The sequence below is a fragment of the Roseibium sp. LAB1 genome (assembly GCF_054658235.1).
In genome coordinates this window covers 1,253,635-1,280,580 of sequence record NZ_BAAGIB010000001.1, presented here as the reverse complement: position 1 = coordinate 1,280,580, position 26,946 = coordinate 1,253,635, and the positions used below count along the sequence as shown (strand labels likewise).

Here is a 26,946-nt window from a genome sequence, read left to right as displayed (position 1 = left end):
GCAGCGTAGCGACGATCCGGGATCGGGGGCACTGTCATTCGCCGGGCGTTCGGGCGCCCTTCGAGACACCCGGCCCCCCGATTCCGGCTAGCGCCTTGCTTGGCCGGGATGATACCGAGAGCAGAGAGAACGCCCCCACTCAGGCGGCGGCGACGTCCTGCAGGAAACGGTCGATCCGGGTGGTCACTTCGGCAAGCTGCCGGGTGGCCGCGCCGGTGATTTCTTCCACTTCACGGGCCGACAGGCTGGTTTCGCTGGAGCCGCGGGAAAGGTCGCCGATGTTGTCCGACACGCTGGCTGTCTGGCCAGCTGCCTGGGAGACACCGGTGGAGATTTCCGCGGTGGCGCCGGCCTGCTGCTCGACGGAACTTGCCATGGCGGCCGCGGTCTCGTTGACCGATTCCATCATTTCCATAATTGCGCTGATCGCATCGACCGCGCCACTGGTTGCCTGCTGGATTTCGGCCACCTGGCTGGAGATTTCGTCAGTCGCCTTGGCGGTCTGACCGGCCAGTGACTTGACCTCGGACGCCACCACGGCAAAACCCCGGCCGGCGTCTCCGGCGCGCGCGGCTTCAATGGTTGCGTTGAGTGCCAGCAAATTGGTTTGTTCTGCAATTTCCTGGATTAGCTGAACGACGGCGCCGATACGCTCCGCCGCGGCAGACAGGCCTCTGATCTGGTCGTTGGAGGTCCGTGTGGCTCCGGCGACTTCCTCGACGCGCTGCAGGGTATCGTTGACCTGCCGGCCGACTTCCTGGACCGAGGCGCTGAGCTCCTCCGTGGCGGCGGCGATGGTCTGGACGTTCTGGCTGGCCTGGCTGGAGGCCGTGCTGACGTCCTCGCTCTTGCCTGTTGTCGTGCGGGCGATTTCGGACAGCTGCTCGGCGGTGTTGTCGAGCTGCTGCATGTTGCCGGTCACCGTGGCGAGTGCTTCCTCGATATCCTGACGGAATGATGCCACAAGCGTATCGACGGTCGCCTGGCGCTGGCGAACGTCTTCCTGTCTCGCCAGTGTTTCTTCTTCCAGCCGCATCCGTTCGATTTCCCGGTCTCGGAAGGTTGCGACGGCCTGAGCCATATGGCCGATTTCATCCTTGCGGTTCGCCGCCGGCAGGTCGAGATCGGTATCGCCGTCCCGCAGCTTGAGCATTGCATCGGTCAGGCCCCGAATGGGGCGGATGATGGCGGTGGAAAGCAGCACGACAAAGGCGACCCCCAGAAGCAAAGCAAACCCCAGGGTGACGGTGATCTGCGTCTGAGCGCCAACGGCACTTGCAAGAGCGGTCGCCTCCGAGTTGGCACTGATGATTTCCGCCTGATCCGTCAGCGAGGCGGCTGCCGCGGCAAAGGATTGTTCGCTTGATCGCAGCGCGGTCGTTGAGGCAACGACTTCGACGAAGGTGGCCTCCAGTTTCGGCAGGGCGTCCGCTCCGGCCGCAACAAGTGCTTTCAGAGGACCGTTCAGAAGATCGGTCAGGGCCTTGTCGGATGTATTCTTGCCGGCAGAGGTTCGCACGGTGTCAAGATTGTTCAGCTCCGTGCGTGCATCGGCCAAGTACATCTGGAATGTATCGGCTGCGTTTTGGGACGATGTGTTCAGATAGTCGGAATAGGCACTGCGGACACCGAGCACGCTGCGGGCCACGCTTTGGGTATAGTTCGACAGTAGCGCGATATCGGCGCTCGCCTTGTCGAAGTCGCGCAGTTCTGTCGTCAGCTCATCGATCGGCGCTTCGGCGGCCTTGATGATGGTGTTGGCAAGCGTGATCAGCTCCCGGGTTGCCGGCCCCAGTTTCTTTTCCCAGGCATCCTTGCCCGGAGATTTCAGGTGCGCCTTCAGCAGCTTTTCAAACGCCTTGGAGCTTTTGGTCAGACCCTTGACGCTGTCCTTGATCGTGTCCGTCTTCACTGTGCGGCGAACCGCCTTGGCGTCCTTTTCGAGCGCGTCGACCTGGTCAGCCAGCTTCTTCGCCAGTGCCTTGTCCGGCGTGGCGGCAAAGGTTTCGACTTCCTGCGGCAGCACCACGGTGGTGATGCGCATGTTGCCGAGCCGCGGACTGACGTTGGACAGGTTGGTCATCTTGCCTTCATTGGTGATGGCAAGGGCGGATCTGTAGGCGGCAAGGGCCTTGTAGTCCTCGAAGGCCTTGTTGGTGGTTTCGACTAGTCCGGAGGTGAGGGTGTCGAGGTTTGCGGCAGCCATGTCGCGGCTCTGCCGCGTGTCGCGCAGTGTTGCAAAACCGGTCTCCAGATCGCTGACAATCGTGGCGAGTTGCGTAGCCGCCTGAGGCTGGCTTTCAGACAGGTTGAGGCTTTCCCGCGAAATCGAGGCGATGACGGCGACGACAGCATCTGCGGCAGGGTCGCTGCCCTCCCGACCGAATGTCTGGGCGTCGGTCAGCAGACGGGGAACACTGCCGAGAAGTTCATTGGCTGTCTTTGCCACAGTGACCGAGTTTTTGACTTGTGAGCCGGCGAACAGGCCACCTGCGCCGACCCCGATGGCGCACAAGAGCATGGCGCCAAAACCGATCTGCAACTGGGTCTTGATCGGCCAGTCGAAAAATGGACGTTGCCGTGCCGCGTGTCCGGGGGCCTCGTGCCCTGTTGGGAAAGCCTGGGCTGCAGTCTTCCTGAAAGGAAGGTTTACGAACTTCATTCTCGAGCTCCGGACGTTGTCTTGCCGGAAGCAGTTTGAATTGAAAGTTTTAAGAAGACCCAAAGGAGAGTTGCATTAATTATAGGCGATGCTTTGTGCGCTTGTTGTGCAGGTAGGATTTTGGAAAGTATTTTCGTCGTTGTTCGGCAACGTGTCGGTGTGGCTCCGGCAGGAGACGGGATGATTGGCCTATTGCGTCAGACGTTCGGGGTTGTTTTGAGGGGGCTTTTGAAGACGCGCATTCAAAACGGCCTGCAGACGGTTAGTAAGCGAGGGGTCAGTTTGCCTGTTGCAGGCCAGCGCGAGTTCGACGGTCTGCAGGGTGAACAGGTTCTCGATCTCCACTCCCTGTTGCGCGGCGACATAGGGAGATGAAACCAGGCCACCCAGCCAGAGCTTGGTATGGCCGGACTTCAGCATGTTTGCGTTGAGCCCGTCTTCATCCACCAGAACCAGATTGGGGTGGCCGGCGTTCTGAAGTTCGTTGGTGCTGGTCCAGCCACCGACTGCTCCGGTCGCGTAGCCGAAGCTGTCTTCCACCGAAGACAGTTCGATACCGCTGCCTTTCAGCGCAAAAAGACCATAGCCGTCGATTTCCAGAGGGCCGACCCATGTGAAATTCGGTTCGCGATCCCTGGTGCGCCACAGTGCCATGAAACAATGGTTGGCATTGCTCTCAACCGCGTTCAGTCCGCGTTTGAAGGGCCGCATGTGCATTTCGATCGATACGCCTGCTTCGTCGGCGAGGCTTCGCACAAGTTGGGTGACGGAACCGATGATGTTGCCGTCTTCACCCGGATAATAGAGGGGTTTGTAGTCTTCGGTGTAGATCGCGAGGTCAGGCTTGGCAGTATGTGTGGCAGAACAGATGCCTGTTCCTGCAAGTGACAGTATTGCCAGAAATAGTGCTGATAACCTGATGTGCATGAAGGCTCCGGTTCATGCGCCTTGTCTGGAAAATTCTTGCAGGAAGCTTTGTTTTCGAGGTCATGATATACATATTCGCGCGTTTAAGAAGGGTAATTCGGTTTAACCCTGCCGTGTTAACTGTGCCGGTCCGGACGGTCACTGTGGCCAAGGTCCTTTTCCGGCCAAAGCTGGTCTCGCAGCCGCTGCTTCAGCACCTTGGCATCCGGAAAGCCGCCATCCGTCTTTCTGTCCCAGACAAGTGCGCCGTCGCAGGCGATCGTGAAAATGCCGCCGGTGCCGGGAACAAGGGTGACGGCGCCGGTTTCTTCCGAGAAGGTGGACAGGATCTCCTGAGCCATCCATGCGGAGCGCAGCAGCCAATTGCATTGGCGGCAGTAGGTGATGATGATATGGGGCGATGGGACGTTCGTCATGGCGTCCGGCCAGCTCCTCTGTTTCGTTTGATTGTTCCTGCTTGTGCCACAGCTTTCCTCTGACACGCCAGACGCCATTTTGCCGGAAATTCCGAACGCTTTTGACAGGCATCCGGATCTGCACCGCCTTTGCGGTACGCCGTTGGCGGCCACACCCCACCCCGGGCTGACCAACCGTGTGTTCAAGCTGGAAGCGGAGAAGGGCACCTTCTTTCTGCGGCTTCCCCGCCCGGAAACCGAAGGCAGCATCGACAGGAAAGCCGAAGCTCGGAACATGGCATTGGCCGCGGCAGCCGGCCTCGCCGTGCCACCGGTCTTTTGTGATCCGGGCTCAGGCATTCTGGTGACGCGCGCGTTGGACGTTTCCGGAAGCATTGCCGATCTTTCGGGGGTGTCGGACGGTTTGCAGGCTCTGGGGCAGGCCCTCGGCTGTCTTCATGGGTCTGGTGCCGACTTCGAAGGACGGCTCGACCCGGATGCGGTGCTTCAGGTTCAGTGGCAAGGGCTGCAGGAATCTGGCCGACACCTTGGAGAAATGACCGGACTGGAAAAGGTACTGCAGGTGCTGGGGACCGGTGGCACTGATCGCGCTGGCGCCGCGTTTGTCCCGAGCCATGGCGATCCGTCTCCCGGCAACTGCCTGGTAACGGCTGAACGGCTGTGGCTGATCGACTGGGAATTTTCAGGCATGTCGGACCCGGCCTGGGATATTGCCTATGCTGTGCTGGAGCACGAGATGAGCGCGGATCAGGAGCGTCTGTTTCTGCAAGCCTATGAAGCAACGGGTGCCACGGCGCCCGACGCCAGGCGGCTCGACGTGATGAAAGCGAAATGCGATGCGGTGTCGGCACTCTGGGCGCTGGAGCAGGTGGTGGCAGGGCGTGACGAGGCCGTGTTTCTTCCCTTTGCAAACCAGAGGAGGGAGCGGGCCCTGCTGCATCTGTCCCGGCTTAGCTAGGCCGTTTGAAAGAGCCGCGAAAGCGAGGTCAGTCGAGAGGATCCGGCCACTCGGGATCTGCCAGACATTGGCTGTACCTGTTCGACATCTGGCCTCGCAGCGACTGGTTTTCCGGCTCCGCCAGAAGCTTGTCCCAGATGCCGTCCGCTTTGAGATAATCGAGCGTGCAACCGCAAGCCGCCTCGCAGATTTCAGGCGTGGCGGTTGTTCCCTGGCAGGAAACCGTGCAATTGCGTACAAAGGCATTGGCCAAGCGGTCCATGTCAGGCCCGACTTGCGTTGCTGTCCAGACCAGGCCGAACAGCAAGGGCTGATGCAGAAGATAGACCGGCAGGGAATGGCGCCCGAGAAACCGTGTCAGACGGCCCGGGCGATGGGAAAAGGTCAGGCCGGACAGCATCTGCCACAGGTTGAACGTGCGGAAAATCTTCGAGACGGCGACGCCTGCCAGCGTCACTCCAGCCCAGGGCGCCAGCGGTACATAGTCGACGCTTGCGAAATCCGGAGTGCCGAGCCCGGTCCACAGCCAGAGCTGGCCGTCGAAGGCGGAAGAGGCCGCCCACAGGGGCAAGGAGAAAACCAGTGCGGCAGCCAGTGCGGCCACGACAGCCGGCAGGCGGGTGAAAGGCAGGGCAATCACGCTGGACAAGGCAATGGAATGAAGGATGCCGAACCGGACAAATGTGTCGCCAAAGGTGAAATAGGTTACGAGCGACACGGCAGCCGCCGCGGCAACGATCACGGCCAGTCGGCGCCAGAAAGCCTGCCATCGTACGCCCCGGTGATGTGCGAAATCCAGACTGACCCCGGCCAGGAACAGAAAACTGCCGGCTATCGACGCGGCGAACATTCGCCAGCCGGTGCCCTGGGCAACAGGCCAGTCGACATAGGCGAACCAGGAAAGGTCCCAGGAAAAATGGTAGATCGCCATGGCGACAACAGCGAGACCGCGGGCAAGATCGAGCACGGCCAGACGCGTTGAACGCATGAAGAAACTCTCTGAACGATGACCAGCACCGGCGAAGCGCGGATGGTCCGGTACGGATTAGCTGCTGAACGCCACGACCAGTGTCGTGATCAGGGCCGACGCAGCGATCATCGCGCCGACGAATGGCCATGGAGACGGACGATGGACGGTAAAAACGTCTTGGTTCGCCGGGTCTTGCAGCATGCCCTCAACTCCCTTGTCCCACCACGAAGTGGGGGAAGAGTGGGCCAATTGTCCGGCAGCGGAAAGATGGTAAATCAATTGCTAACCGGTTTTCCCAAGGAAAACGACAAGATGTGGAGAGACCGGCAAAATTGATCCGGTCTTCTTGACCTGTCGAAGCCCTTGAGGATTTGGAGAAAATGCTCCTTCGCGGTGCATGTCAGAGGTCGAGTGCGTCGAGACCGGCTTCCATGTGGTCGGCCAGCAACGGCATGCCGAGAAGATAGGTTGCCGTGGAGCCGACGGCGCGTTCGCGGGCTTCATCGACGGCCTGCTGGAAGTCTTCTGCGTCGAAATCACCACGGCCGATCCATGTGATCGCGACCAGTTCGGCGGCCTCATCCACGTTCAGATCCTCGATCAGTTCCCGCAGTTCCTCGTCGGAAAGGTCGTCGTTTTCCTCCTCCGCCAAACCGTCGTGACCGTGGCTTTGTTCCAGCGCGTCGGCATCGAATTCGACGTCGCCCTCATGACCGTCCTCGAACGAGTCCTGAAGTGACGATGCAACCGTTCGCGCCTTTTGTGCGAGCAGGCGGACCGTGTCTGCTGAAAGTGTGAGGTCGATGTCCATTACTGCCTCCGACAAACCCTTCGTTTCTTTATCGATCCACTTTTGGCTGTTGGCAATGGTCATCATGTGAAATCCCTCTCCGGTCGTTCTTTGACGCGGCGATTGCCGCCGGCGGGTGAAACGGTCGAGCTGCTGCCGGCGGTGCTTCCCAGACACGGGCCTGGCTTTGCCCGAGGGTGTCCACCAAGAACCTCTCCCGGGTTATCCCCGGTATTCAAGGCCGTGCCATGAGATGCTGGTTAATTTGCGGCCGATGCTGGTCAGGAACCGCGCGCGGTCTTGCGGTTGGCCAGTGATCTTGCTTTACTTGGCTGACTAACGAACTCCTGTCCTTGACCGTGATCAACAGCGGAAGCGACAAGCGGGGAAACGGCTGAGGCATTGTCAAATGCATCGGCCGGAAATGGCCCTCAAAGGGGTCTTCAGTGGTGAAACCGTTTCCACAGGGAACGAGCACAGGCAGACATGGTTTTCCGGGGGCGGACCGGGCACTGAGGCCCGGCACTCATGTGTCAGACATGGGGCCGGGTCTCGGCTTTCCTTGCGTCCGGGTTCCCGCCGGCAGACGGCTCGCCATCAGATATTCGGATCCGCCGCGACGGATCCCGGCGCATCAATCGATCAAAATGTCGACTTGGCGGGATGGCCAATGCTTGTCGGAGGGGTGCCGGGCGCCGTGTGGGTGACAGGTTCGGTCTTCGGGACACCATTCGTGTTGGCCGGATTGGCCATGGCCGCCGCAGCGACCAGGGCGGTTGCCAGCAGCATGCCCAGAAAGATTGCCTGCAACAGCGGCCGGGCCTCGTGCAGATCGCTTTTGAGAGGAGCGGATTTTCTGGATTTCTGGTTGTCGACGCGTGCCATGGTCAAGTTCTGTCAGGTTTGAACGGTTGTACTTTGTTTGCTGTCAGTCTGCCTGCGCATTTGCGCCGGTCAGATCCTGAAACAGACGACGAGCCAGCAGACGGGTGACGCCAGCCATTGTCAGGAACGCAAACATCGGCAGCACCAATGATGGTTCCAGAGCGGACATCAGCATCAACAAGCCCGCAGCCAGTATGAACAGCAAAACAGGTGGGAAGCTTGCGTTCTGCGTTTTGCTCGTCGGCAGTTCGGTCGTTGCGTAGGCCATTGGGTCCTCCATCCGCTTGGGAGAGTCCAATCTCCTTGGAAATTGCGCCGTCACGCGGACGCGATTTAGACCTGCGCCGTGTGTTTTCGTGACTATTTTGCGGCAAATTTGAACTAATTGCTGTCACTCGGCCCGGGGGCCACAAGAGGTGGTGTCAGCGTCCCTGCCTCTGCACGGGGACGGCTGCGGCTGCTCCGATTTTCCCTCCGCTCAGCGCTTCGCGCCGACGCGTTGACAGCACGGTTCAGACTGTCAGTATCTTTCAAATTAAGCTTTCGTAAAATTAACAATAAAACTTCTATTAAATGCGTATTTCTTTGTTTTGTTACTGTAGGAAATGACATAACTCAGCGATTTTACGGTGGGGTTTTAGTGTTTGTTTGCATTTCGGAAAGATACTGGCTCACCGGGAGAACTGATACAAACAGACCAGGCATGGAATGACGATCAACGCAGCGCAGAGCGTCACGGTGGACAAGCCGACAGATCCAGTAACGTCGACGGAGCCACCGGTCAAAAAGGCCGGGGAGCCACCGGCTTTATCGTTGGCGGGTATCCAGTTTTTCATTGCCGACATCAGCAAGAAAACCATTCTTTGGCATGAAGTCGGCTCCCAGAGTTTCAACAGTGAAGTGCGCGATCTGCAGGAAGCGCCCTCGAACGAGGCGTTGCGCCATCTGTCGCCGGAAGATCGAAAAACCATTCTGCGACTGGTTCAAGGAGCGATCCGGGAAGGGCAGGCGGGACCGTTCGATGTCGGCGGTGGGCCGGACCACCGGATCCCGGGCATTCCGATTGTCGCCTATCGCTATGAGTTGCCGGATGGCAAGATCCTCGCGATCTGTTTTCCCTCCATCGGAGAGAACGACAACAATCCTGGCCGGGTCATCCTGGGTCTGGCGCCGATCCTCCAGCATTTTGTCGCGTCCTCGACGCGCGTGGTGTTGTTGGTCGACAATTTCGGCTATGTGCGCTTTGCCAGCGACGGTTTCCTGAAGAGATTCCAGATCGAGGACGCCCGCCTTATCCTGGGGCGGAACATTGCCCATATCCAGAACCGCGTCGGCCGGACGATCGTCTCCCTGACGCTGGCTTCCCTGACACGCCGGGCCAGCGCGACCGGGCGGGGCAAATTTCTGCTGGCCTCCAACGACAGTGTCGAACTGAAATATGACGCCATGTATTTCCGCGTCGGCGGAACTGTGGGCGGGGTGCTGTTTTCGGCTGGCCACGGCGGCGGAGACGTCGACTTCGCTAGGGTCTTCGAAGCGTGCAGCGCACCCATTCTGGTGATCAACATCAAGTCACGCATGATCATCGCGGCCAACAACGCGGCGATGAAGACCTATCATCTGACGCCGGACGTAATCGACAGCCGTCCGATCACCGAAATGCTTCTGCATCCAAGCAACTACGCATCCCTGCTGACCTCTGCGAAAGACGCCTCGGATGTGCCGTTGTCGGTGCCTGTCACGGTGCTGAACGGCCAGACCAAGAAGAAGCGCTTCAAGTGCACGATCATCGACGAAGACAAGGACGAGCCGAAGCTCATCCTCGAAACGAGAAGCTGATCGCTACCCCCGGGCACGGTTGACCGGCCCGATTGCGTTATGCCGCAGAAGCTGCGTCCCCGTTGTGGTGTTCCACGGCCCAGAGGAAGATCCGGCCCAGGATTTCAGCCAGGCTCCGTCCCTTTGATGTCAGGCCGTAGCGGACGCGACGGCGGGCGTCGTCCAGTTGGGTGCGGGCGACCAGTCCGGCGTCTTCGAGATGGCGCAGCTCCTGGACAAGCACCTTTCGGCTGATCGGCGACAGTGTGCGCTGAAGTTCCAGAAAATGATGATCCTTCAAGGTCAGGCAATGCAGAACCCTGGGCGTGTGTTTGCCGCCGATGGTTTTCAGCGTGTCGGCGACCGGGCATTCCTGCGTGCCGGGCAGGCGCCAGAGGGGGGCGATCGGTTCGCTCATGTCAGTTTCCGCGGGTTTGCCCGGACCGAAGGCGTATCCGGGTTACCAAAAGGTGCCTAATTGAACGCTTTTTCGCGCCCACCTAGGAAAAGCTCAGCCTATCACCAGGAAGAGAGCCGCGGCAAACATGTCAGAAATCCAGATCCACTCCATCCCGATCCTGCCGTTCGGCATGGTCAATGCCTTTCTGATGACCTCTGCCGGTGGTGCAGTGCTTGTCGACACGGGGTTGCCGGGTAGCGAACGCAAGATCGGAAAAGTTCTGTCAAAGGCCGGTTGCTCCTTTGCCGACCTCAAGCTGATCGTGGTGACCCATGGCCATATCGATCATGCCGGCAGTGCCGCTCGCGTCAGGAAACTGTCCGGGGCGCCCATTGTTCTGCATGAAGGCGATCTGCCCTATTGCCAGGGCAAGGCTCCGCGGCTGCGCCCCTCCGGTCTGTTCGGCCACCTGTTCAAGATAACTGGGGCTATCGAGCGGCCGTTTCCGACGGTCGAGCCGGACATTCTCCTGACGGCAGACCAGACTCTGGATCTGTCCGCTTATGGCCTTGCGGGAGAAATATTGCCGACGCCCGGCCACACGCCGGGGTCTCTCTCAGTTCTGCTTGCAGACGGCTCGGTCATCGCTGGCGATCTGGCGGCATCCGGCATCCTCCTGGGGGGAATCGCATTGAAGGGCCGGCCCAAGCCACCTCCCTTCGAAGAGAGCCAGGCCCGGGTGGCCAGTTCGCTGAAATTCCTGCTGTCGAAGGGGGCGAAACGGTTCTATCTCGGCCATGGCGGACCGCTCGATGCCAGGGTGATCGAAAGATACGCCGGCAAACTGGCGCAAACGGCCTGAAAACGCCCGGTCCCGTCTTGATTTGGTCTTGTTTTCCGCAGCGCACGGATCTAGGGTCCGCGCGCTGTTAATCCCGTTTCCCCCTGGAGGACATTATGGGCTTTCTTGCTGACGCATTGGCGCGTGTTCAACCTTCTGCGACCATCGCCGTCACCAACAAGGCACGCGAGCTTAAAGCCGCAGGCCGCGATGTAATCGGTCTCGGAGCTGGCGAGCCGGATTTCGATACCCCGGAAAACATCAAGACAGCCGCCATCAAGGCCATCACCGACGGCAAGACCAAGTACACGGCCGTCGATGGCATTCCTGAACTGAAGGCGGCTATCGTCGAGAAGTTCAAGCGGGAAAACGGCCTCACTTACGAAACAAACCAGATCACCGTGGGAACCGGCGGCAAGCAGGTGCTTTACAATGCACTGATTGCAACGCTGAATCCGGGCGATGAAGTCATCATTCCGACCCCCTACTGGGTAAGCTATCCGGACATGGTGCTGCTTGCGGGCGGCGAACCGGTGATCGTGGAAGCGAACAAGTCCACCTTCAAGATCACTCCGGAATCGCTCGAAGCGGCGATCACCTCTCGCACCAAATGGCTGATCTTCAACTCTCCGTCCAACCCGTCCGGTGCGGCCTACACGGAAGCTGAACTGAAGGCGCTCTGCGAGGTGCTGATGAAACACCCCCAGGTCTGGGTCATGACCGACGACATGTATGAGCACCTCGTCTATGACGACTTCAAGTTCACCACGCCCGCTCAGGTCGAGCCGGCGCTTTACGAGCGCACGCTGACCGTGAACGGCGTCTCCAAGGCCTATGCGATGACAGGCTGGCGTATCGGCTATGCCGGTGGCCCGGCCGACCTGATCAAGGCGATGGCCAAGGTCCAGTCGCAGTCGACCTCCAACCCGTGCTCCATCGCCCAGTGGGCGGCGGTCGAAGCGCTGAACGGCACCCAGGACTTCATCCCGAAGAACAACGAAATCTTCAAGGGCCGCCGGGACCTGGTTGTCTCCATGCTGAACCAGGCCAACGGCATTTCGTGCCCGGTGCCGGAAGGCGCGTTCTACGTGTTCCCGTCCTGCGCCGGCACCATCGGCAAGACGGCACCGTCCGGCAAGGTGATCGAGAGCGACGAGGACTTCGTCTCCGAACTTCTGGAAGCTGAAGGCGTTGCCGTTGTACACGGTTCGGCTTTCGGGCTTGGTCCGAACTTCCGCATTTCCTATGCGACCTCGACCGAAGCTCTGGAAGAAGCCTGCACCCGCATCCAGCGCTTCTGCGGCAACCTGAAATAAGCTTTTCGATTATCTAGAAGTTATGCGAAAGGGCGGCCAATGGCCGCCCTTTTGTCATGCGAGCTGCGTTCTGTGGTTGCGTGATGGGCGGTTTACATCCCGCTGGCAGGCCTCTACCCTAGCAGTGTCAGGCGAAGGTGGATGATGGCGACTTCTCAACAAAAACAACTGCTTCTTGATCTGCTGGAAAGCCTGCCATCGATTGTGTTCATCCTGCTCTGGCGGCAAACGGGCGATCTGGAGCTCGCAGGCTGGAGCGGGTGTGGCCTTGCGGTTTTAGTTCTGGCTGCCTTTGGTCTGCTCGGGGCGCAAATGCACACCGTGCTGCTTGGGGTCAATCTGCACATCCTGCTGGTTACGCCGCTTCTGGACGCCCTGTCTCGCTTCGGCGACGCGTCGCTGGCTCGCTTCCTGATCGCCTATTCCTACAGTGCGGTTTTGTTGACGGTGACCATTACCGGCGGAGTGTTGACCCTTTTCTCGCGGGGCGGGTTTGCCGGAGTACCCGGACTGCCCGGACCCGTGCGGCTCCGGATGTCTGTGCTGATGCTTGCGGTGTCGATGGCAGGCACGATGTGGGCCTTCTGGACACCGGACAACAGCGTTCTTCCGGTGGTCGTCACCTTGTCCCTGCTGATAGGTGGTCGCCGGTTCCTGCTTGCCCGCCTGTCAGACAAATCCTCGAATGGCTTGATGCTCGCACCTGCTCTGGCAGGGCCTTCTGATACCGGTGACGTCCTCACCTGACGGGGTGTTTGCCGTGCCGCTATTTTGACGCCTTGGCGCGTCATACCACGAGCGTGATCCGCACATTTGCTAGAAGCGGATTTTCACAGCCGAACGGGAGTTCATTAAATGCATATTCTGAAACCGGTTCTTGCGGCCGTGGCCATCGCCTTTGCGATGCCGGTTCTTGCCTCCGAGGACAGCCCAAAGGTTGAAATCGGCAAACTGAGCTGCCTGGTGGAAGGCGAACACAGTTTCATCGTCGGTTCTTCCGCAACACTCGGATGCAGCTTTTCGCCGGTCGATGGCGGATCGGTGGAAAATTACAAGGGAACCGTCCGGGATTACGGGCTCGATATCGGCAAGACCAAGCAGGCCACTCTGGTATGGGGTGTGCTGGCACCGTCGGCAAACCGCAAACCGGGCCTGTTGGCTGGCACCTATGGCGGGCTGACCGCGGGGGCAAGTATCGGTGCGGGGATCAAGGCGAACGCACTTCTGGGCGGTTTCGACCGGTCCATCGCGCTCAACCCCTTCAGTCTGGAAAGCCAGACCGGCACCAATCTGACACTGGGCGTCAGCAAGATGACGCTGGAATTGATCAACTAACACCCGGCGGCGGTAGCCGTTTGATGTCTGTGCATCAATCGCGGCAGCTTTCGTTCGCGCCGGCACAAGGGTTTTCCACCTTGTCCGGCCGGGTGTTCTGCCGGTTGATCTGGTCGGTGCGGTTCAGACGGACCGCACCGTCGATCTGTTGGCGGGTCGAGAAGCCGGATTGTTGACGATTGAGATTCTGGTTCAGCTGCTGGCCGGCCGAGGGAAGCCGGGGTGAGGACGCCATGGGCGGACTGCGCAACTGGTTTGATTGCGCATGCGCCGGAATTGCCGGCACTGCCGCCAGCATCGCTGCACATAATAACAGGGTCTTGGTCACGCGTGCTCCTTTGGCCCGGGATGCCGTTTCTAGGCAGATACATAGGCTGCCGCAGCCGGATTTCACTATCTGTCGAATTCGGCAGGGCAAAGGCAGCGCTTGGCGGAAGGCATATTTACCGGACTTTTTTGTTCGCTAACCGCGACTTTCTCCGCCGGTGCCAAGGCTTGAAGCCTCAGGTTGGCAAGCGTGTTCAAGCCTCTGGGATCGAGGGTGTTTTGGATCTCGCTGTGCTTGGGGTGAGGGGAGACCAATCTCGATATTCGCGCCGTTACACAGGCAAATTGCTGCGCTGCCGCGTAAGATTCCCTTGCGTTGCCGTCGATATCGGCGCGACGATGGGCGACCGCCCCTGGTCGATCGGCCGCAGTTTGGGGCTTGGTGCTGATGATGAGTACCGGGCTATAGGCCTTCGATCCCATCCGGGCGAGACGCGGCAGGCCGCGTCCCCCTAGCCGGCCCTGCCGCGTTGTTACGAGATATCCTCGAACTAACGGGAGGCTCAGCATGGCAATCACTTCAAACGGAAAAGGATCTGCTGCGGGCAGCGCTCCGCGCTGTATCGCCTTGGTAGGTCCGTTCGGCAGCGGCAAGACCAGTCTTCTGGAAGCCTTGCTGGCGCGAACGGACAAGGTGGCCAGGCAAGGAACCGTCGCGAGCGGCAATACGGTGGGCGATGCATCGCCGGAAGCGCGTGCCCACGGCATGAGCGTGGAACTGAACATTGCGGATGCGGAATTTCTGGGAGACCGCTTCGTGTTCGTCGACTGCCCCGGATCGGTTGAGTTCCTGAGTGAAATGGACGGGGCTCTGTCCGGGACCGATCTCGCAGTCGTGGTGGCGGAGGACGACGAGCGCAAGGTTCCGGCCCTGCAGCTGATCCTGAAAGCCCTTGAAGCCCGCGCCATTCCGCGGGTTTTGTTTTTGAACAAGATCGACAAGAGCACGCGGCGAGTGCGCGACGTTCTTGGTCTGCTGCAACCGGCTTCCGCCGTGCCGCTGGTGCTTCGGCAGATCCCGATCTGGGAGGATGGCCTGGCGACCGGTTTCATCGATCTGGCGCTCGAACGGGCGCATGTCTATCACGAAAAGGAAGAAAGCACGCAGATCGACATGTCGGATGCGGATCTCGCGCGTGAGCACGAAGCCCGGTTCACCATGCTGGAACACCTTGCCGATCATGACGACGACCTAATGGAGGCGCTGCTCGAGGACATCGCGCCCAACCGCGACCAGGTGTTTGCCGATCTGGTGAACGAGATGCAGGACGGCCTCATCTGCCCGGTCTTTTTCGGGTCTGCAGAACACGGCAACGGCGTCAGTCGGCTGCTCAAGGCCCTGCGCCACGAGGTGCCGGGTGTCGACCAGTTGTCGCGGCGGGTGCTCGGCAATAAGACCCGCTCGATGCTGCAGATCATCAAGACATTGCATACCCAGCACGGCGGCAAGCTGTCGATTGCCCGTGTCCTGGAGGGAGTGGTCTCTGACGGCGATACCTTGTTTCTCAACGGTGACAGGGAAATCAAGGTGTCCGGCCTGTTTTCGGTCTTCGGTCAGCAGGCAAACAAGATCGCGACGGCCGGCAAGGGAGATCTGGTCGCGCTTGGCAGGCTCGACGATGTCCAGACGGGTGACCTTTTGAGTTTTGAAAACGGAGCCATTGAAAATCAGCAGGTTCCGGAACGGCGCAACCCCGTTCTGGCAACGGCGATTGCAGCCACCCAGCGCAAGGATGAAGTTCGTTTGTCGACGGCCCTGGCGAAGCTGGTGGAGGAAGACCGGTCGCTGATCGTCTCGCAGAACCAGACAACGGCCGAAACGCTGCTGGCAGGGCAGGGCGAAATGCACCTGCGTGTTGCCCAGGAACGGCTTGCCGGCAAATACGGACTGGATATTGCCGCGCACACACCGCATGTGCCCTATTCCGAAACAATCCGCTCGGGCACCAAGGTCCGCGGCCGCCACAAGAAACAGTCGGGCGGTCATGGTCAGTTCGGCGATGTAGTGCTGGAAATCTCGCCGCTGCCACGTGGCGAGGGCGTCCAGTTTACGGACACGATCACAGGTGGCGTCGTTCCCAAACAGTATATTCCGTCGGTTCGCGACGGTGTGCTGGACGCGCTGCGGCAGGGCTCGCTCGGTTTCCCGGTGGTCGATGTATCCGTCTGCCTGACGGACGGGTCCTATCACTCGGTCGACAGTTCAGACCAGGCGTTCAAGATGGCCGGTATTCTGGCAATCCGGGAAGGCCTGCCCGAGTGCAAGCCGGTGCTGCTTGAGCCGATCCACAAGGTAGTGATTGCCTGCCCAAGCGATGCAACGGCCCGGGTCAATGCGATCGTATCGGCCCGGCGTGGGCAATTGCTGGGCTTCGACGCCCGCCCAGGCTGGAACGGCTGGGACGAGGTTCAGGCGCTGATGCCGGAAGCCGAGATTGGCGATCTGATCATCGAACTACGCTCGGCAACGGCCGGCGTTGCCAGCTATACGGCGGAATTCGACCATATGGCCGAACTTTCCGGCAAGGCTGCGGACCTTGCGTTGCAGAGATCGGGCCGACAGGCAGCGTGACGGCAACTACCCTGAAGCGATGAGAGAGGGGCTGAATGGCCCCTCTTTTCCGTTTGGAACACCAGGACGCTTTCGCCGATCACCTTGTTGTTGCGTCCGGTCACCAGGGCGTTATTTGCCATTGAAAGCCGATTCCGGTTTCCTTCGGAACAAACGGGAGACTGACAATGAATATTTTGAAGAAGCGCAGCTGGGAGATTCCAGAACGGGAAGCAACACCGGAGGCCGTGTTCCTGAACCGCCGACAGATCCTCGCAGGCCTTGCAGGCGCGGGTGCACTGATGGGGACGGGGCTTGGAATTCGCCCTGCCTTTGCGGAAGAGGACCCGAGTGCCGGGCTCTATCCTGTCAAGCGTAATGCGTCCTTTACCCTCGACCGGGACGTGACCCCGGAAGAATTCACGTCCAAATACAATAATTTCTACGAGTTCGGCACGCACAAGCAGATCTGGCCGGCGGCGCAGGAACTCAAGACCCGTCCCTGGACCGTCGTGCTGGACGGCATGATCGACAACCCGCAGGAAATCGGCATCGATGACCTGCTGGCCAAGATGCCGCTGGAAGAGCGGCTGTATCGGCACCGCTGCGTCGAGGCCTGGTCAATGGCCGTGCCCTGGTCGGGATTTGCGCTTGCCGAATTGGTCAAGCTCGCCGGGCCGCAGGCCGGAGCGAAATATCTGCGCTTTGAAACCTTCCTTGATCCGTCTGTCGCCAGCGGCCAGAAACAGAGCTGGTATCCGTGGCCCTACGTCGAGGGGCTGACGCTTGAAGAGGCCACCAACGAGCTGGCCTTCATCGCGACCGGTGTTTATGGCAAGCCGCTTGCCAAACAGTATGGCGCGCCGATCCGGCTGGTGGTTCCGTGGAAATACGGCTTCAAGTCGATCAAGTCGATCGTGAAGATCTCCTTCACCGACGAGCGTCCGGTCAGTTTCTGGGAAGAAATCCAGTCATCGGAATACGGCTTCTGGGCCAATGTGAACCCGTCCGTGCCGCATCGTCGCTGGCCGCAATCGTCCGAACGGCTGCTTGGAACGGACGAACGCCGCAACACACTTCTCTACAATGGGTATGAGGAACAGGTGGCAGGCCTCTACAAGGATCTGGGCAACGAACGCCTGTTCATGTGAGGTGACACAAGGTCATGCTGCAGCGCAGCATGAACTGGACAAAAAAAGAGCCGGGTCTTAAAGACCCGGCAGTTTATTTTGATTCACTGAAAACAGTGGAATCACCTTCCAGAGGGGAACAGCTGGTCGGAACATCACTGGGAGGAGGACGTGATGTCCGTGTGACCAACAGTGATGCTTATATGCAGTGCACAAGCTGCGTAAACAAGAGGCAGGGGCGCAGATCTGCTATGCAATTTACGCAGAGCTTGACCGTTTGGTCAAAAATCAACCCAAAATCCCTTTAATTTCAACAAATTGAATTAGTCGAAATTCGCAAGATGCCCCGAAACTTTTTTTAATTTCGGGTGAAAAAATCCGTTGCTTCACCGATTTAAATTCATTTGCCTCAGGTGTGTGCAAGATTTTCTGTGCTTAAATGATGAGCTGATTTGGTGCCGGAAAAGCAGTTTTGCCGCGATAAACGGCTCTCGTTGCGGAAGGCGTCCGGCGGTTTCTTTCACCCGACCCCGGTCGCCGAATCCGGTTTGCGCAAGGCACAGGAGTATCGGTCAATGCCACGGCCATGCTGCCATGCCCGGGCGCGACCATCCGGTCCCGGGCTGAATACTCTCGAGGCAATTCAGTTGGGTTGGCAGTCAGGCTGGCCGAGCGACATCCGGTTCGTCCAACCGCCGTTCTAGTGCTCCATGGAGTGCGAACGGTCGTCGGTCCGTTCGGCGATCGCCGTAGTTCGGTCCAATAGGGACCACCGTCAGGTCAATCAGGCGGTCTAGAAAACCCAGCCTTCGGCATTCGCCAGCAGGAACTCGCGGAAAGCGGTGACGCGGGCCGTGTTTTTCAATTCCGAGGGATAGACAAAATACGTGTCGAAGGAAGGCACCTTGTCATCCTGGTCGGTCATCACGGGGACCAGGTTCGACGATTTGTCGATGATGTAGTCCGGCAGTATGGCAATGCCGACGCCGGACTGGACCGCGCGTTTGATGGCCACGATGTTGTTGGCCTTCAGCACGGACCTGCGCGGACTTGTCGCGACGCGGCCGGCTGTTTCCAGCCAGTTCATCGAACGCAGATAGGCCGGGGCCTGCTCGCCGAAGGTGATCAGCCGGTGCTTGTCGAGATCCTCGATCGATACCGGCGTTCCGAACCGCTGCAGATATTCCGGTGCCGCATAAACGTGGAAGTGCACCGTGAACAGCTTGCGCTGGATCAGGTCAGGCTGGGTCGGCTGGCGCAGGCGGATGGCGACATCCGCCTCGCGCATGCCGAGATCCAGCTCGTCATCGTCGAAAATCAGGTGCAGGTCGACGTCCGGGTAGAGGTCGATAAAACTCCTGATCCGCGAGGTGAGCCAGGTGGAGCCAAGCCCCACCGTGGTGGTCACGCGCAGGGCGCCGGAGGGCTTTTCCTTGCTGTCCGTCAGGCTTGACTGAACCGCTTCCAGCTTCATCAGCACATCGTTGGCGGTCCGGTAGAGCAACTCGCCCTGTTCAGTCAGCAACAGGCCGCGGGCGTGCCGGTGAAACAGCGGCACGCCCAGATCGTGCTCAAGCGCACTGACCTGACGGCTCACGGCCGACTGGCTCATATGCAGGGTGTCACCGGCATGTGTGAAACTGCCTGCCTGTGCGGCCGCATGAAAAATACGCAATTTGTCCCAATCCATGCGTGCCCCTCCGCAGGACAGTCTGGCCAGCCTATTCGGCGGCCTGCTTCGTCGACGTCACTTCATGTTCGGCCAGAAACTTCTCGGCTTCAAGGGCGGCCATGCAGCCCATGCCGGCTGCGGTAACCGCCTGACGGTAAATATCGTCGGTCACATCACCAGCGGCAAAGACCCCCGGGATGGATGTCCTGGTCGAATCCGGGGCCGTTTCCAGATATCCGTTCGGCTTCAGCGTAAGCTGATCCTTGAAGAGTTCAACGGACGGAGCATGACCGATCGCGATGAACACGCCGTCCGTGGAAATTTCCTGAAACTCTCCGGTGTTGGTGTTCTTCAGGCGTACGCCGGTAACAGCCTTCGGCATTCCGCCGCCGAGGATTTCATCGACCTGATGATCCCAGATGACGTCGATCTTCGGATGCTGGAACAGCCGGTCCTGCAGGATCTTTTCCGCACGCAGGCTGTCACGGCGATGGACCAGCGTCACCTTGGATGCAAGATTGGCGAGATAAAGCGCTTCTTCCACGGCGGTGTTGCCGCCACCGACAACCACAACTTCCTTGTTGCGGTAGAAAAAGCCGTCGCAGGTTGCGCAGGCGGAAACGCCGGCACCCATGTAATCCTGCTCGGAAGACAGGCCCAGCCAGCGGGCTTGCGCACCGGTGGCGATCACCAGGGTGTCTGCGGTGAACACGGTGCCGCTGTCGGCTTCCAGGCGGAACGGGCGCTGGGACAGGTCAGCCTTAACGATCGTGTCATAGACGATCTTCGTGCCAACGTTTTCAGCCTGCTTCTGCATCTGTTCCATCAGCCAGGGTCCCATGATGGGATCGGCGAAGCCGGGGTAGTTCTCGACATCGGTGGTAATGGTCAACTGGCCACCCGGTTGAATACCGGCCACCAGCGTCGGCTCGATCATGGCGCGGGCTGCATATATCGCGGCCGTGTAGCCGGCCGGGCCGGAGCCGATGATCAGAAGTTTGCTGTGTTCCGTGCTCATGGGCGCACCTTTATCCTGTTTCATGTCCCGGCCTTGCATTGCCGGGTTGGCCCATCGGGGCGTTGGTCTCGTTTTGCCGGAAGACCGAAAAATCGCTCAAGATGCGTTGAGCGATTACGGGCGTGGCATCTATCGGCTCGTAGGTAGTGGTTTTCAGCGGACCTGGAAAGGGGTGAATGACCCCCTGCTGCCGTAAAGTCCCCAAAAAGCGGGTGATCTTGTCGTGACCGCCACCCGGTTCGAACACATGCAGCGGTTTGCCGGTGGCCGTGGCCTCGCCGATCATGTTGGTGGAATCGGCCGTTGCGATGATGGCGTCGGCCTTGGCGAGGTAGACGCCGTAAGGATTTGGCTCTTCACCGGTCCAGTAGAGATGGCCACCCGCTTTTGCCAGGCCTGCCAAGCCGTAGGCCAGTCCGGCAGGTGTGCGGCGGGAGGCGGTGATCATGAAGTGCACATTTGCCGCATGCGCAAGTTCGCGCAGGCCGTTCAAAAGGCGGTTCTGGTCATCTTCGGAAAATCGGTGATGCCGGCTGTCGCCGCCGATGAGAACCGCAACACGCGGATGAGGAAGACTGTCGATCTCCGCCACCTGCCGGCCGCGAAGCTCGGCCAGCCTTGCGGCGGAGAAGCTGTGCGGAGAGGTGGGTGTGACAAGGACGTTGCGTCCGCGCAGCTTGTCGTGTTCGGGCACCCAGATCAGGTCAGCGGCATCGCTCCCTGTGCGCGGGTCTTTCAGGAACACCGTGAAGGTCCGGCTACCGGACAAGCGCTTGACCCGGCGCAGATAGGCGACTGCCCGCCGGCCGGAGGCGATGGCGATATCCGGATAAGGGGGGGCGATCGGACTGGCAGGCCGGCTTTCCCGCTCCCGGGGATCGGTGGGGCCAAAGGGCATGAACCAGGAAAAGGGGGCTTGCGGCGCAACCCGGCGCTCTTCGAAAGGCACGCCGAGCGCTTCGGCGACACCCCGGCACTGGGCGACATCGCCCGCCTTTCCGTCAGTCAGGATCCAGAGGGAGGAAGGGGCGTTCTCCGGCGATAAAGGCATGTTTTGGAGAAGTTCCCCTATCGTAATCTTTCGAAATCGTGCGCAATTTTGTTATAGTCTTGCACAAACGCGCAAAAAATCATAACTCGACACCACGAATAGAGGTTAGCTTGGGTTTCCACAATCCGGCAAGGCGACAGTCTTGTGCCGGGATGGATGGCCACAGCAAGACGCCTCATGTGAAGCGCGAAGGAGACAGGTTTGAAAGCGCGGCTCGATGCCATTGACTGGCAGATCCTGAAGGAATTGCAGGATGACGGACGGATGACCAATGTGGAATTGGCCCGCCGGGTCGGCATTTCCGCTCCTCCCTGCCTGCGCCGGGTGCGCGCGCTGGAGGAAGCCGGGCTTATCCTGGGCTATCGGACCCTGCTTGACGAGAAGCAGCTCGGTTACGATGTCACCGCATTTGCGATGGTCGGACTGCACAGCCAGACCGAGGCGGATCTGATCGCTTTCGAACAGACCGTTCAGAACTGGCCTCTGGTGCGTGAAAGCTACATGCTTTCCGGCGAGGTCGATTTCCTGTTGAAATGCGTTTCCCCGGATCTGCAGACCTTCCAGAATTTCATCATTCGCGAATTGACCGCGGCGCCCAACGTCGACAGCGTTCGCACGGCGTTGACGATCCGCCGCACCAAGGACGAGCCTGTCGTTCCAATCGATTGAAGTCAGGGCTGACCGCAAGAAGGGACAAGTTGCCATGGCCGTGAAACGGATCGTTGCCAATATCGCCTCGGCGGAGACCGGCAAGGCACAGAGTTTCTATGGTGACGTTCTGGGCATGGATCTGGCGATGGATCACGGCTGGATCGTAACCTTTGCCGGGGAAAGCGGTGCGATGGCCCAGGTCAGCATTGCAGCGGAAGGCGGCGGGGGGACACCCGTTCCGGATCTTTCGGTAGAGGTCGACAACCTGGAAGACGTGCTTGAGAAGGCGCAGGCGCAAGGCTTGCGGATCGAATACGGGCCGGCGGACGAACCCTGGGGTGTCCGGCGGTTCTACGTTCGCGATCCCTTCGGGCGGCTCGTGAACATTCTGCAGCACGTCTGAGGCTTTCTGGCTGCAGTGCAGGCAAAGCCAGCGGCTGCCACTCCCACTACGACGTCAGTTTCTTCAGTTTTTTCTGCAAGCGGCGGATCAGGGAGATATCCCTGAGGGCGGCCGAGACCAGCGTAAACGAGACCGAGACCAGAAGGATGGTCGTCAGCGCTGCGACGGGCAGAATCTGATCATAGTGGAAACTGTCGAGTGCGTGGTCGAGCGGTTCGATACCGGAATAGAACCGGCTGCCAATCGTCTCGCGGTAGGTCGTGATGCCCAGGTTGCCATTTTTCAGATATCGCAGGCCAAAGACGACGAAGAAGACGGCGACAGCCAAAATGATCAGGTAGCCGGCCATGCGCAGGGCAAACACGAAAGAACTTTCGTGGCGCTGCGCAACGAGGCGCTTGAACAACAGGCGTTCGCGTGTAGTTAGCCTGAAAAAGAGAAACCAGCGGTACATCCATAACGGAACCGACGCAATCAACAACCATACGGCAATCGCATTAAAGACCATTGCTCACTCTCCGACACCTTCCGGTTGTCAGCTTAATGGCTGTGCAGTGGACGTCAAAGGGAAAGCGCAGTTTTTGCTGCGCCTTAAAGGCGGTTGCCGGACGCGCATACGTTGCCTGGAAAGCGCGAGCCGTCAGGCGACACCGGACAAGCAGACCTTGGGACACACTGGGATCGCGGACATTCGACCGGCTAGATCGAATGTCCGAGGGTCCGGAGCAGGGTCAGGAGCAAAGTCCGTGGCCGGGAAGGGCCCATACCTGAATAAGGCTTGGGATCAGATGAAGCGTACGTCCACGATCTCGTAAGACCGGGCACCGCCAGGGGCGGCAACTTCAACGCTGTCACCGATGGACTTGCCGATCAGTGCGCGTGCGATCGGAGAAGAAATAGAGACCTTGTTGTGCTTCACGTCGGATTCGACGTCGCCAACGATCATGTATTTCTTTTCCTCTTCGGTGTCCTCGTCGATCAGGGTGACCGTCGCACCGAATTTGACGATATCGCCGGACAGCTTGGACACGTCGATGATCTCAGCGCGGGACAGTTTGTCTTCCAGTTCCGAAATACGGCCTTCGTTCAGGCTTTGGGCTTCTTTTGCCGCATGGTATTCCGCATTTTCCGACAGGTCGCCGTGTGCGCGTGCTTCAGCAATGGCCTCGACGATGCGCGGGCGCTCTACCGCGGTACGATCCTTCAGCTCATCCTGAAGCATCTTGTATCCGGCGGAGGTCATCGGAACTTTTTCCATTGGTCTCAGACCTTCAGCTTATTGGGTCCCCCTTATCTTGAGGACCGCGCTTTGACAAAAATAAACCGAGCCGGGAAAGGCGCGCTTTCCCGGCCGGTCACGAGTATAATAGCCTTAGCCGAAGTAGGATTGTAAAGGTCTTACTTCAAGGCTCCCAGCTTTATGGGCGGCAATTCCTTTGGCAGCAGCCACAGATCCTGCAAGGGTCGTGTAATACGGTACCTTGTTCAGAAGGGCTGCCCGGCGCATCGACCGGCTGTCGGAGATGGCCTGTGCGCCTTCCGTGGTGTTGAAGACGAGCTGGACCTCACCGTTCTTGATAGCATCGACGATGTGGGGGCGGCCTTCAAGCACCTTGTTGATCTTCTTCACCGCAATCCCCTTGTCCTCAAGGAACTTCTGGGTGCCGCCGGTGGCGATGATGGTGAAGCCGCCGGCTTCCAGGCTGCGCACGGCATCAATCACGCCAGCCTTGTCCTCGTCGCGCATGGAAACGAAGACCGTGCCCTTGTCCGGAACCCCAGTGCCGGAGCCGATCTGGGACTTAGCGAACGCCTTGCCGAAGGCGGTGTCGAGACCCATGACTTCGCCAGTCGAGCGCATTTCCGGGCCGAGGATCGTGTCGACACCAGGGAAGCGGGCGAACGGGAAGACGGCTTCCTTGACCGCGATATGGTCGAGTTTCTTCTCGCTGAGGCCAAAGGAAGCGAGGCTTTCACCGGCCATGATCCGGCTGGCGATCTTGGCCACCGGCACGCCGATTGTCTTGGCGACGAAGGGAACGGTGCGCGAGGCGCGCGGGTTGACTTCCAGCACGAAGATCTCGCCGTTCTTGATGGCGTATTGCACGTTCATCAGACCGCCGACTTCCAGTGCCAGAGCCAGAGCCTTGGTCTGCCGCTTGAGTTCTTCCAGCATGTCTTCGCCGAGCGAGAACGGTGGCAGGGAGCAGGCGCTGTCACCGGAATGGATGCCGGCTTCCTCGATGTGCTCCATGATGCCGCAGACAAACACGTCCTTGCCGTCGCAAAGGGCGTCGACATCCACTTCGATCGCACCGTCGAGATAACGGTCGAACAGCAGCGGGTTGGTGCCCAGAACTGTGTTGATCTGGCCGGTCTTGTCGTTCGGGTATTTGGCTCGTACTTCCGCCGGTACCAGCTCCGGCAGAGTGCCGAGCAGATAGGAATTGAGAGCTTCCTCGTCGCGAATGATCTGCATGGCGCGGCCACCCAGAACATAGGAGGGGCGTACCACCAGAGGCAGGCCGAGCTGACCGGCGATGAGGCGCCCCTGTTCGACCGAGTAGGCAATGCCGTTCTCCGGCTGCTTAAGGTCGAGCTTGATCAGGAGTTTCTGGAAACGGTCGCGGTCTTCCGCAAGGTCGATCATGTCCGGCGATGTGCCGAGGATCGGTACGCCGGCCTTGACCAGTGCCTGGGCCAGCTTCAGCGGGGTCTGGCCGCCGAACTGGACGATGACGCCGTGCAGCGTGCCGTTCTCCTGCTCCTTGTGCATGATTTCCAGCACGTCCTCGGGGGTCAACGGCTCGAAGTAGAGACGGTCGGAGGTATCGTAGTCGGTGGAGACCGTTTCCGGGTTGCAGTTGACCATGATGGTTTCGTAGCCAGCGTCTTCCAGCGCGAAGGCGGCGTGACAGCAGCAATAGTCGAACTCGATGCCCTGGCCGATCCGGTTCGGACCGCCGCCGAGGATAACGACCTTCTTGCGGTCGCTCGGGTGGGCCTCACACGCGGGCTTGCCCATGAAGGGAGCTTCGTAGGTGGAGTACATATAAGCGGTCGGGGAGGCGAACTCGGCAGCGCAGGTGTCGATGCGCTTGTAGACCGGGTGCACGTCCAGTTCCTTGCGGAGCTTGGCAACATCGGTGGCATCGAGATCGGCCAGGCTGGCCAGGCGTGCATCGGAAAAGCCCATGGCCTTCAGCTTGCGCAGGTTGGCCGTATCCTTCGGAAGGCCGATTTTGCGAACCTTGGCTTCGACTTCCAGAATGGCTTCGATCTGTTCCAGGAACCAGGGATTGATACCGCTCGCCTGGTAGATTTCCTCGACCGACATGCCGAGGCGCATGGCCTGGGCAACGTTGAGCAAGCGGGTGGGTGTCGGCGTTGAGACAGCAGCACGCAGCGCGTTGCGGTCGTCGCCCTGATCAAGGCCGGGGATTTCGGTTTCATCAAGGCCGTTCAGGCCCGTTTCCAGTCCGCGCAAGGCCTTCTGCAGGCTTTCGTTGAAGGTGCGGCCGATGGCCATCACTTCACCGACCGATTTCATGGCGGTGGTCAGGGTCGATTCGGAGCCCGGGAATTTCTCGAAGGCAAAGCGCGGGATCTTGGTAACGACATAGTCGATCGTCGGTTCGAAGGATGCCGGGGTCGCGCCGCCGGTGATGTCGTTCTCCAACTCGTCCAGTGTATAGCCGACGGCAAGCTTGGCCGCGATCTTGGCGATCGGGAAGCCGGTTGCCTTGGAGGCCAGTGCAGAAGAGCGCGACACGCGCGGGTTCATTTCGATGACGACAAGGCGGCCGTTGTCCGGATTGACCGCGAACTGCACATTAGATCCGCCGGTTTCCACGCCGATCTCGCGCAGCACCGCAAGCGAAGCGTCGCGCATGATCTGGTATTCCTTGTCGGTCAGCGTCAGGGCCGGCGCGACGGTGATGGAATCGCCCGTATGCACACCCATCGGATCGACGTTCTCGATGGAGCAGATGATGATGCAGTTGTCCGCCTTGTCGCGAACCACTTCCATCTCGTACTCCTTCCAGCCGAGCAGGCTTTCATCGATCAGAACCTGACCGACCGGAGACGCATCGATGCCGGAGCGCACGATGGTTTCGTATTCTTCCCTGTTGTAGGCAACGCCACCACCGGTGCCGCCAAGGGTGAAGGCCGGCCGGATAATGGCAGGCAGGCCGATCTCGTCGATGGCGCGCATGGCTTCCAGGTAACCGGCGTTGCGATCGTAGCCGATGATCCTGCCGTTCTCGTCATGGATCGCCGGGGAAGAGGCAATGGCCGCGCGCGGGTTTTCCAGGCCGATGACGTCCATCGCAGCCCGGAATTTTTCACGGTCCTCGGCCTTCTCGATGACATCGGCGCGGGCGCCGATCATTTCCACGCCGTATTTTTCCAGAATGCCCATCTGTTCCAGGTCAAGCGCGCAGTTCAGCGCCGTCTGGCCGCCCATGGTCGGCAAAAGCGCGTCCGGGCGCTCCTTCTCGATGATTTTGGCCACCAGCTCCGGAGTGATCGGCTCGATGTAGGTCGCGTCGGCCAGGTCCGGGTCGGTCATGATCGTCGCCGGGTTCGAGTTGACCAGGATGATGCGATACCCTTCCTCGCGCAGAGCCTTGCAGGCCTGGGTGCCCGAATAGTCGAATTCACAGGCCTGACCGATGACAATCGGACCGGCACCAATAATCAGGATGGAAGAGATATCTGTGCGTTTTGGCATCTCGGCTCGCAGCTCGCAGCGGCCTTTCCGGATAGCGGGCTCGCTATTCGGTCTGGCTCGGACATGAGGGTATGACTATGTTGGCTGAGC

Annotated in this window: 25 protein-coding genes; 10 read left to right on the top strand and 15 right to left on the bottom strand. The window is 59.7% G+C overall.

Features of this window, described 5'->3' with window-relative positions:
• Positions 1-139 precede the first annotated feature (139 nt).
• The 3 genes from ACYQ54_RS06085 to ACYQ54_RS06075 all read right to left on the bottom strand — a co-directional run bounded on the left by ACYQ54_RS06085 (position 140) and on the right by ACYQ54_RS06075 (position 4,005).
• On the bottom strand, positions 140-2,662 hold the full coding sequence (locus ACYQ54_RS06085; RefSeq protein ID WP_460080266.1) for a methyl-accepting chemotaxis protein: 2,523 nt from the start codon (positions 2,660-2,662) through the stop codon (positions 140-142).
• Positions 2,663-2,851: 189 nt separating this feature from the next.
• Positions 2,852-3,589 (bottom strand): substrate-binding periplasmic protein, encoded by a 738-nt coding sequence (locus tag ACYQ54_RS06080; RefSeq protein WP_460080264.1) that lies wholly within the window; start codon positions 3,587-3,589, stop codon positions 2,852-2,854.
• A 116-nt stretch (positions 3,590-3,705) separates the two neighbouring features.
• Complete coding sequence (locus ACYQ54_RS06075; protein WP_460080262.1) at positions 3,706-4,005, bottom strand: Rdx family protein; 300 nt, start codon at positions 4,003-4,005, stop codon at positions 3,706-3,708.
• Positions 4,006-4,048: 43 nt separating this feature from the next.
• Between ACYQ54_RS06075 and ACYQ54_RS06070 the strand changes: the two genes are divergently transcribed.
• Positions 4,049-4,963 (top strand): phosphotransferase, encoded by a 915-nt coding sequence (locus tag ACYQ54_RS06070; RefSeq protein WP_460080261.1) that lies wholly within the window; start codon positions 4,049-4,051, stop codon positions 4,961-4,963.
• A 28-nt stretch (positions 4,964-4,991) separates the two neighbouring features.
• Here ACYQ54_RS06070 and ACYQ54_RS06065 read toward each other — a convergent pair whose 3' ends face one another.
• The 4 genes from ACYQ54_RS06065 to ACYQ54_RS06050 form a co-directional block, all read right to left on the bottom strand.
• Positions 4,992-5,951: a heparan-alpha-glucosaminide N-acetyltransferase gene (locus tag ACYQ54_RS06065; RefSeq protein WP_460080258.1), complete on the bottom strand. Its 960-nt coding sequence runs from the start codon at positions 5,949-5,951 to the stop codon at positions 4,992-4,994.
• A gap of 382 nt (positions 5,952-6,333) precedes the next feature.
• Entirely contained in the window at positions 6,334-6,744 is a 411-nt protein-coding gene (locus ACYQ54_RS06060) for a DUF3775 domain-containing protein (protein ID WP_460080256.1), read from the bottom strand.
• 621 nt (positions 6,745-7,365) lie between these two features.
• Positions 7,366-7,608 (bottom strand): hypothetical protein, encoded by a 243-nt coding sequence (locus ACYQ54_RS06055; RefSeq protein ID WP_460080255.1) that lies wholly within the window; start codon positions 7,606-7,608, stop codon positions 7,366-7,368.
• A gap of 43 nt (positions 7,609-7,651) precedes the next feature.
• The gene (locus ACYQ54_RS06050; RefSeq protein ID WP_460080253.1) at positions 7,652-7,876 is read right to left on the bottom strand and encodes a hypothetical protein; all 225 of its coding nucleotides are present in this window, start codon (positions 7,874-7,876) and stop codon (positions 7,652-7,654) included.
• Positions 7,877-8,316: 440 nt separating this feature from the next.
• On the opposite strand from ACYQ54_RS06050, the gene ACYQ54_RS06045 reads away from it, so the two are divergent.
• Complete coding sequence (locus ACYQ54_RS06045) at positions 8,317-9,447, top strand: hypothetical protein (RefSeq protein ID WP_460080251.1); 1,131 nt, start codon at positions 8,317-8,319, stop codon at positions 9,445-9,447.
• A gap of 37 nt (positions 9,448-9,484) precedes the next feature.
• Here ACYQ54_RS06045 and ACYQ54_RS06040 read toward each other — a convergent pair whose 3' ends face one another.
• Positions 9,485-9,844 (bottom strand): winged helix-turn-helix transcriptional regulator, encoded by a 360-nt coding sequence (locus ACYQ54_RS06040; protein ID WP_460080250.1) that lies wholly within the window; start codon positions 9,842-9,844, stop codon positions 9,485-9,487.
• A gap of 127 nt (positions 9,845-9,971) precedes the next feature.
• Here ACYQ54_RS06040 and ACYQ54_RS06035 point away from each other — a divergent pair, with 127 nt between their 5' ends.
• The 4 genes from ACYQ54_RS06035 to ACYQ54_RS06020 all read left to right on the top strand — a co-directional run bounded on the left by ACYQ54_RS06035 (position 9,972) and on the right by ACYQ54_RS06020 (position 13,318).
• Complete coding sequence (locus ACYQ54_RS06035; RefSeq protein ID WP_460080247.1) at positions 9,972-10,688, top strand: MBL fold metallo-hydrolase; 717 nt, start codon at positions 9,972-9,974, stop codon at positions 10,686-10,688.
• Positions 10,689-10,783: 95 nt separating this feature from the next.
• A complete protein-coding gene (locus ACYQ54_RS06030) occupies positions 10,784-11,983 on the top strand; it encodes a pyridoxal phosphate-dependent aminotransferase (protein WP_460080245.1) in 1,200 nt (399 codons plus the stop codon).
• Positions 11,984-12,127: 144 nt separating this feature from the next.
• Positions 12,128-12,730, top strand: coding sequence for a hypothetical protein (locus tag ACYQ54_RS06025; protein ID WP_460080244.1), 603 nt, complete (start codon positions 12,128-12,130; stop codon positions 12,728-12,730).
• A 108-nt stretch (positions 12,731-12,838) separates the two neighbouring features.
• Entirely contained in the window at positions 12,839-13,318 is a 480-nt protein-coding gene (locus ACYQ54_RS06020) for a DUF992 domain-containing protein (RefSeq protein ID WP_460080242.1), read from the top strand.
• Between the two features lie 34 nt (positions 13,319-13,352).
• Here ACYQ54_RS06020 and ACYQ54_RS06015 read toward each other — a convergent pair whose 3' ends face one another.
• Positions 13,353-13,646 (bottom strand): hypothetical protein, encoded by a 294-nt coding sequence (locus tag ACYQ54_RS06015; RefSeq protein ID WP_460080240.1) that lies wholly within the window; start codon positions 13,644-13,646, stop codon positions 13,353-13,355.
• 507 nt (positions 13,647-14,153) lie between these two features.
• Between ACYQ54_RS06015 and ACYQ54_RS06010 the strand changes: the two genes are divergently transcribed.
• Positions 14,154-16,217, top strand: a complete 2,064-nt coding sequence (locus ACYQ54_RS06010) for an elongation factor G (RefSeq protein WP_460080239.1) — start codon at positions 14,154-14,156, stop codon at positions 16,215-16,217.
• 167 nt (positions 16,218-16,384) lie between these two features.
• On the top strand, positions 16,385-17,347 hold the full coding sequence (gene msrP / locus ACYQ54_RS06005; protein WP_460080237.1) for a protein-methionine-sulfoxide reductase catalytic subunit MsrP: 963 nt from the start codon (positions 16,385-16,387) through the stop codon (positions 17,345-17,347).
• A 772-nt stretch (positions 17,348-18,119) separates the two neighbouring features.
• Here the strand turns inward: msrP and ACYQ54_RS06000 are convergent.
• From ACYQ54_RS06000 to ACYQ54_RS05990, 3 genes are read right to left on the bottom strand one after another with little or no spacing between them, the layout of a single operon-like run.
• Positions 18,120-19,016, bottom strand: a complete 897-nt coding sequence (locus tag ACYQ54_RS06000; RefSeq protein WP_460080235.1) for a LysR family transcriptional regulator — start codon at positions 19,014-19,016, stop codon at positions 18,120-18,122.
• A 31-nt stretch (positions 19,017-19,047) separates the two neighbouring features.
• Entirely contained in the window at positions 19,048-20,016 is a 969-nt protein-coding gene (gene trxB, locus ACYQ54_RS05995) for a thioredoxin-disulfide reductase (protein WP_460080234.1), read from the bottom strand.
• 10 nt (positions 20,017-20,026) lie between these two features.
• A complete protein-coding gene (locus tag ACYQ54_RS05990) occupies positions 20,027-21,067 on the bottom strand; it encodes a mitochondrial fission ELM1 family protein (RefSeq protein ID WP_460080232.1) in 1,041 nt (346 codons plus the stop codon).
• 201 nt (positions 21,068-21,268) lie between these two features.
• Between ACYQ54_RS05990 and ACYQ54_RS05985 the strand changes: the two genes are divergently transcribed.
• Together ACYQ54_RS05985 and ACYQ54_RS05980 are read left to right on the top strand one after the other, a co-directional pair.
• Positions 21,269-21,736, top strand: a complete 468-nt coding sequence (locus ACYQ54_RS05985) for an Lrp/AsnC family transcriptional regulator (RefSeq protein WP_031268195.1) — start codon at positions 21,269-21,271, stop codon at positions 21,734-21,736.
• A 34-nt stretch (positions 21,737-21,770) separates the two neighbouring features.
• A complete protein-coding gene (locus ACYQ54_RS05980) occupies positions 21,771-22,121 on the top strand; it encodes a VOC family protein (RefSeq protein WP_460080230.1) in 351 nt (116 codons plus the stop codon).
• Between the two features lie 46 nt (positions 22,122-22,167).
• Here ACYQ54_RS05980 and ACYQ54_RS05975 read toward each other — a convergent pair whose 3' ends face one another.
• The 3 genes from ACYQ54_RS05975 to carB form a co-directional block, all read right to left on the bottom strand.
• Complete coding sequence (locus ACYQ54_RS05975; protein WP_460080229.1) at positions 22,168-22,629, bottom strand: hypothetical protein; 462 nt, start codon at positions 22,627-22,629, stop codon at positions 22,168-22,170.
• Between the two features lie 276 nt (positions 22,630-22,905).
• Entirely contained in the window at positions 22,906-23,379 is a 474-nt protein-coding gene (gene greA, locus ACYQ54_RS05970; RefSeq protein WP_460080227.1) for a transcription elongation factor GreA, read from the bottom strand.
• A 114-nt stretch (positions 23,380-23,493) separates the two neighbouring features.
• The gene (carB, locus tag ACYQ54_RS05965) at positions 23,494-26,856 is read right to left on the bottom strand and encodes a carbamoyl-phosphate synthase large subunit (RefSeq protein ID WP_460080225.1); all 3,363 of its coding nucleotides are present in this window, start codon (positions 26,854-26,856) and stop codon (positions 23,494-23,496) included.
• Between the last annotated feature and the right edge of the window lie 90 nt (positions 26,857-26,946).

Coding starts and splice junctions, on each gene's coding strand:
- ACYQ54_RS06085 (WP_460080266.1), bottom strand. CDS start 2,662: ATGAAGTTCGTAAACCTTCCTTTCAGGAAGACTGCAGCCCAGGCTTTC.
- ACYQ54_RS06080 (WP_460080264.1), bottom strand. CDS start 3,589: ATGCACATCAGGTTATCAGCACTATTTCTGGCAATACTGTCACTTGCA.
- ACYQ54_RS06075 (WP_460080262.1), bottom strand. CDS start 4,005: ATGACGAACGTCCCATCGCCCCATATCATCATCACCTACTGCCGCCAA.
- ACYQ54_RS06065 (WP_460080258.1), bottom strand. CDS start 5,951: ATGCGTTCAACGCGTCTGGCCGTGCTCGATCTTGCCCGCGGTCTCGCT.
- ACYQ54_RS06060 (WP_460080256.1), bottom strand. CDS start 6,744: ATGGACATCGACCTCACACTTTCAGCAGACACGGTCCGCCTGCTCGCA.
- ACYQ54_RS06055 (WP_460080255.1), bottom strand. CDS start 7,608: ATGGCACGCGTCGACAACCAGAAATCCAGAAAATCCGCTCCTCTCAAA.
- ACYQ54_RS06050 (WP_460080253.1), bottom strand. CDS start 7,876: ATGGCCTACGCAACGACCGAACTGCCGACGAGCAAAACGCAGAACGCA.
- ACYQ54_RS06045 (WP_460080251.1), top strand. CDS start 8,317: ATGACGATCAACGCAGCGCAGAGCGTCACGGTGGACAAGCCGACAGAT.
- ACYQ54_RS06040 (WP_460080250.1), bottom strand. CDS start 9,844: ATGAGCGAACCGATCGCCCCCCTCTGGCGCCTGCCCGGCACGCAGGAA.
- ACYQ54_RS06035 (WP_460080247.1), top strand. CDS start 9,972: ATGTCAGAAATCCAGATCCACTCCATCCCGATCCTGCCGTTCGGCATG.
- ACYQ54_RS06030 (WP_460080245.1), top strand. CDS start 10,784: ATGGGCTTTCTTGCTGACGCATTGGCGCGTGTTCAACCTTCTGCGACC.
- ACYQ54_RS06025 (WP_460080244.1), top strand. CDS start 12,128: ATGGCGACTTCTCAACAAAAACAACTGCTTCTTGATCTGCTGGAAAGC.
- ACYQ54_RS06020 (WP_460080242.1), top strand. CDS start 12,839: ATGCATATTCTGAAACCGGTTCTTGCGGCCGTGGCCATCGCCTTTGCG.
- ACYQ54_RS06010 (WP_460080239.1), top strand. CDS start 14,154: ATGGCAATCACTTCAAACGGAAAAGGATCTGCTGCGGGCAGCGCTCCG.
- msrP (WP_460080237.1), top strand. CDS start 16,385: ATGAATATTTTGAAGAAGCGCAGCTGGGAGATTCCAGAACGGGAAGCA.
- ACYQ54_RS06000 (WP_460080235.1), bottom strand. CDS start 19,016: ATGGATTGGGACAAATTGCGTATTTTTCATGCGGCCGCACAGGCAGGC.
- trxB (WP_460080234.1), bottom strand. CDS start 20,016: ATGAGCACGGAACACAGCAAACTTCTGATCATCGGCTCCGGCCCGGCC.
- ACYQ54_RS05990 (WP_460080232.1), bottom strand. CDS start 21,067: ATGCCTTTATCGCCGGAGAACGCCCCTTCCTCCCTCTGGATCCTGACT.
- ACYQ54_RS05980 (WP_460080230.1), top strand. CDS start 21,771: ATGGCCGTGAAACGGATCGTTGCCAATATCGCCTCGGCGGAGACCGGC.
- ACYQ54_RS05975 (WP_460080229.1), bottom strand. CDS start 22,629: ATGGTCTTTAATGCGATTGCCGTATGGTTGTTGATTGCGTCGGTTCCG.
- greA (WP_460080227.1), bottom strand. CDS start 23,379: ATGGAAAAAGTTCCGATGACCTCCGCCGGATACAAGATGCTTCAGGAT.
- carB (WP_460080225.1), bottom strand. CDS start 26,856: ATGCCAAAACGCACAGATATCTCTTCCATCCTGATTATTGGTGCCGGT.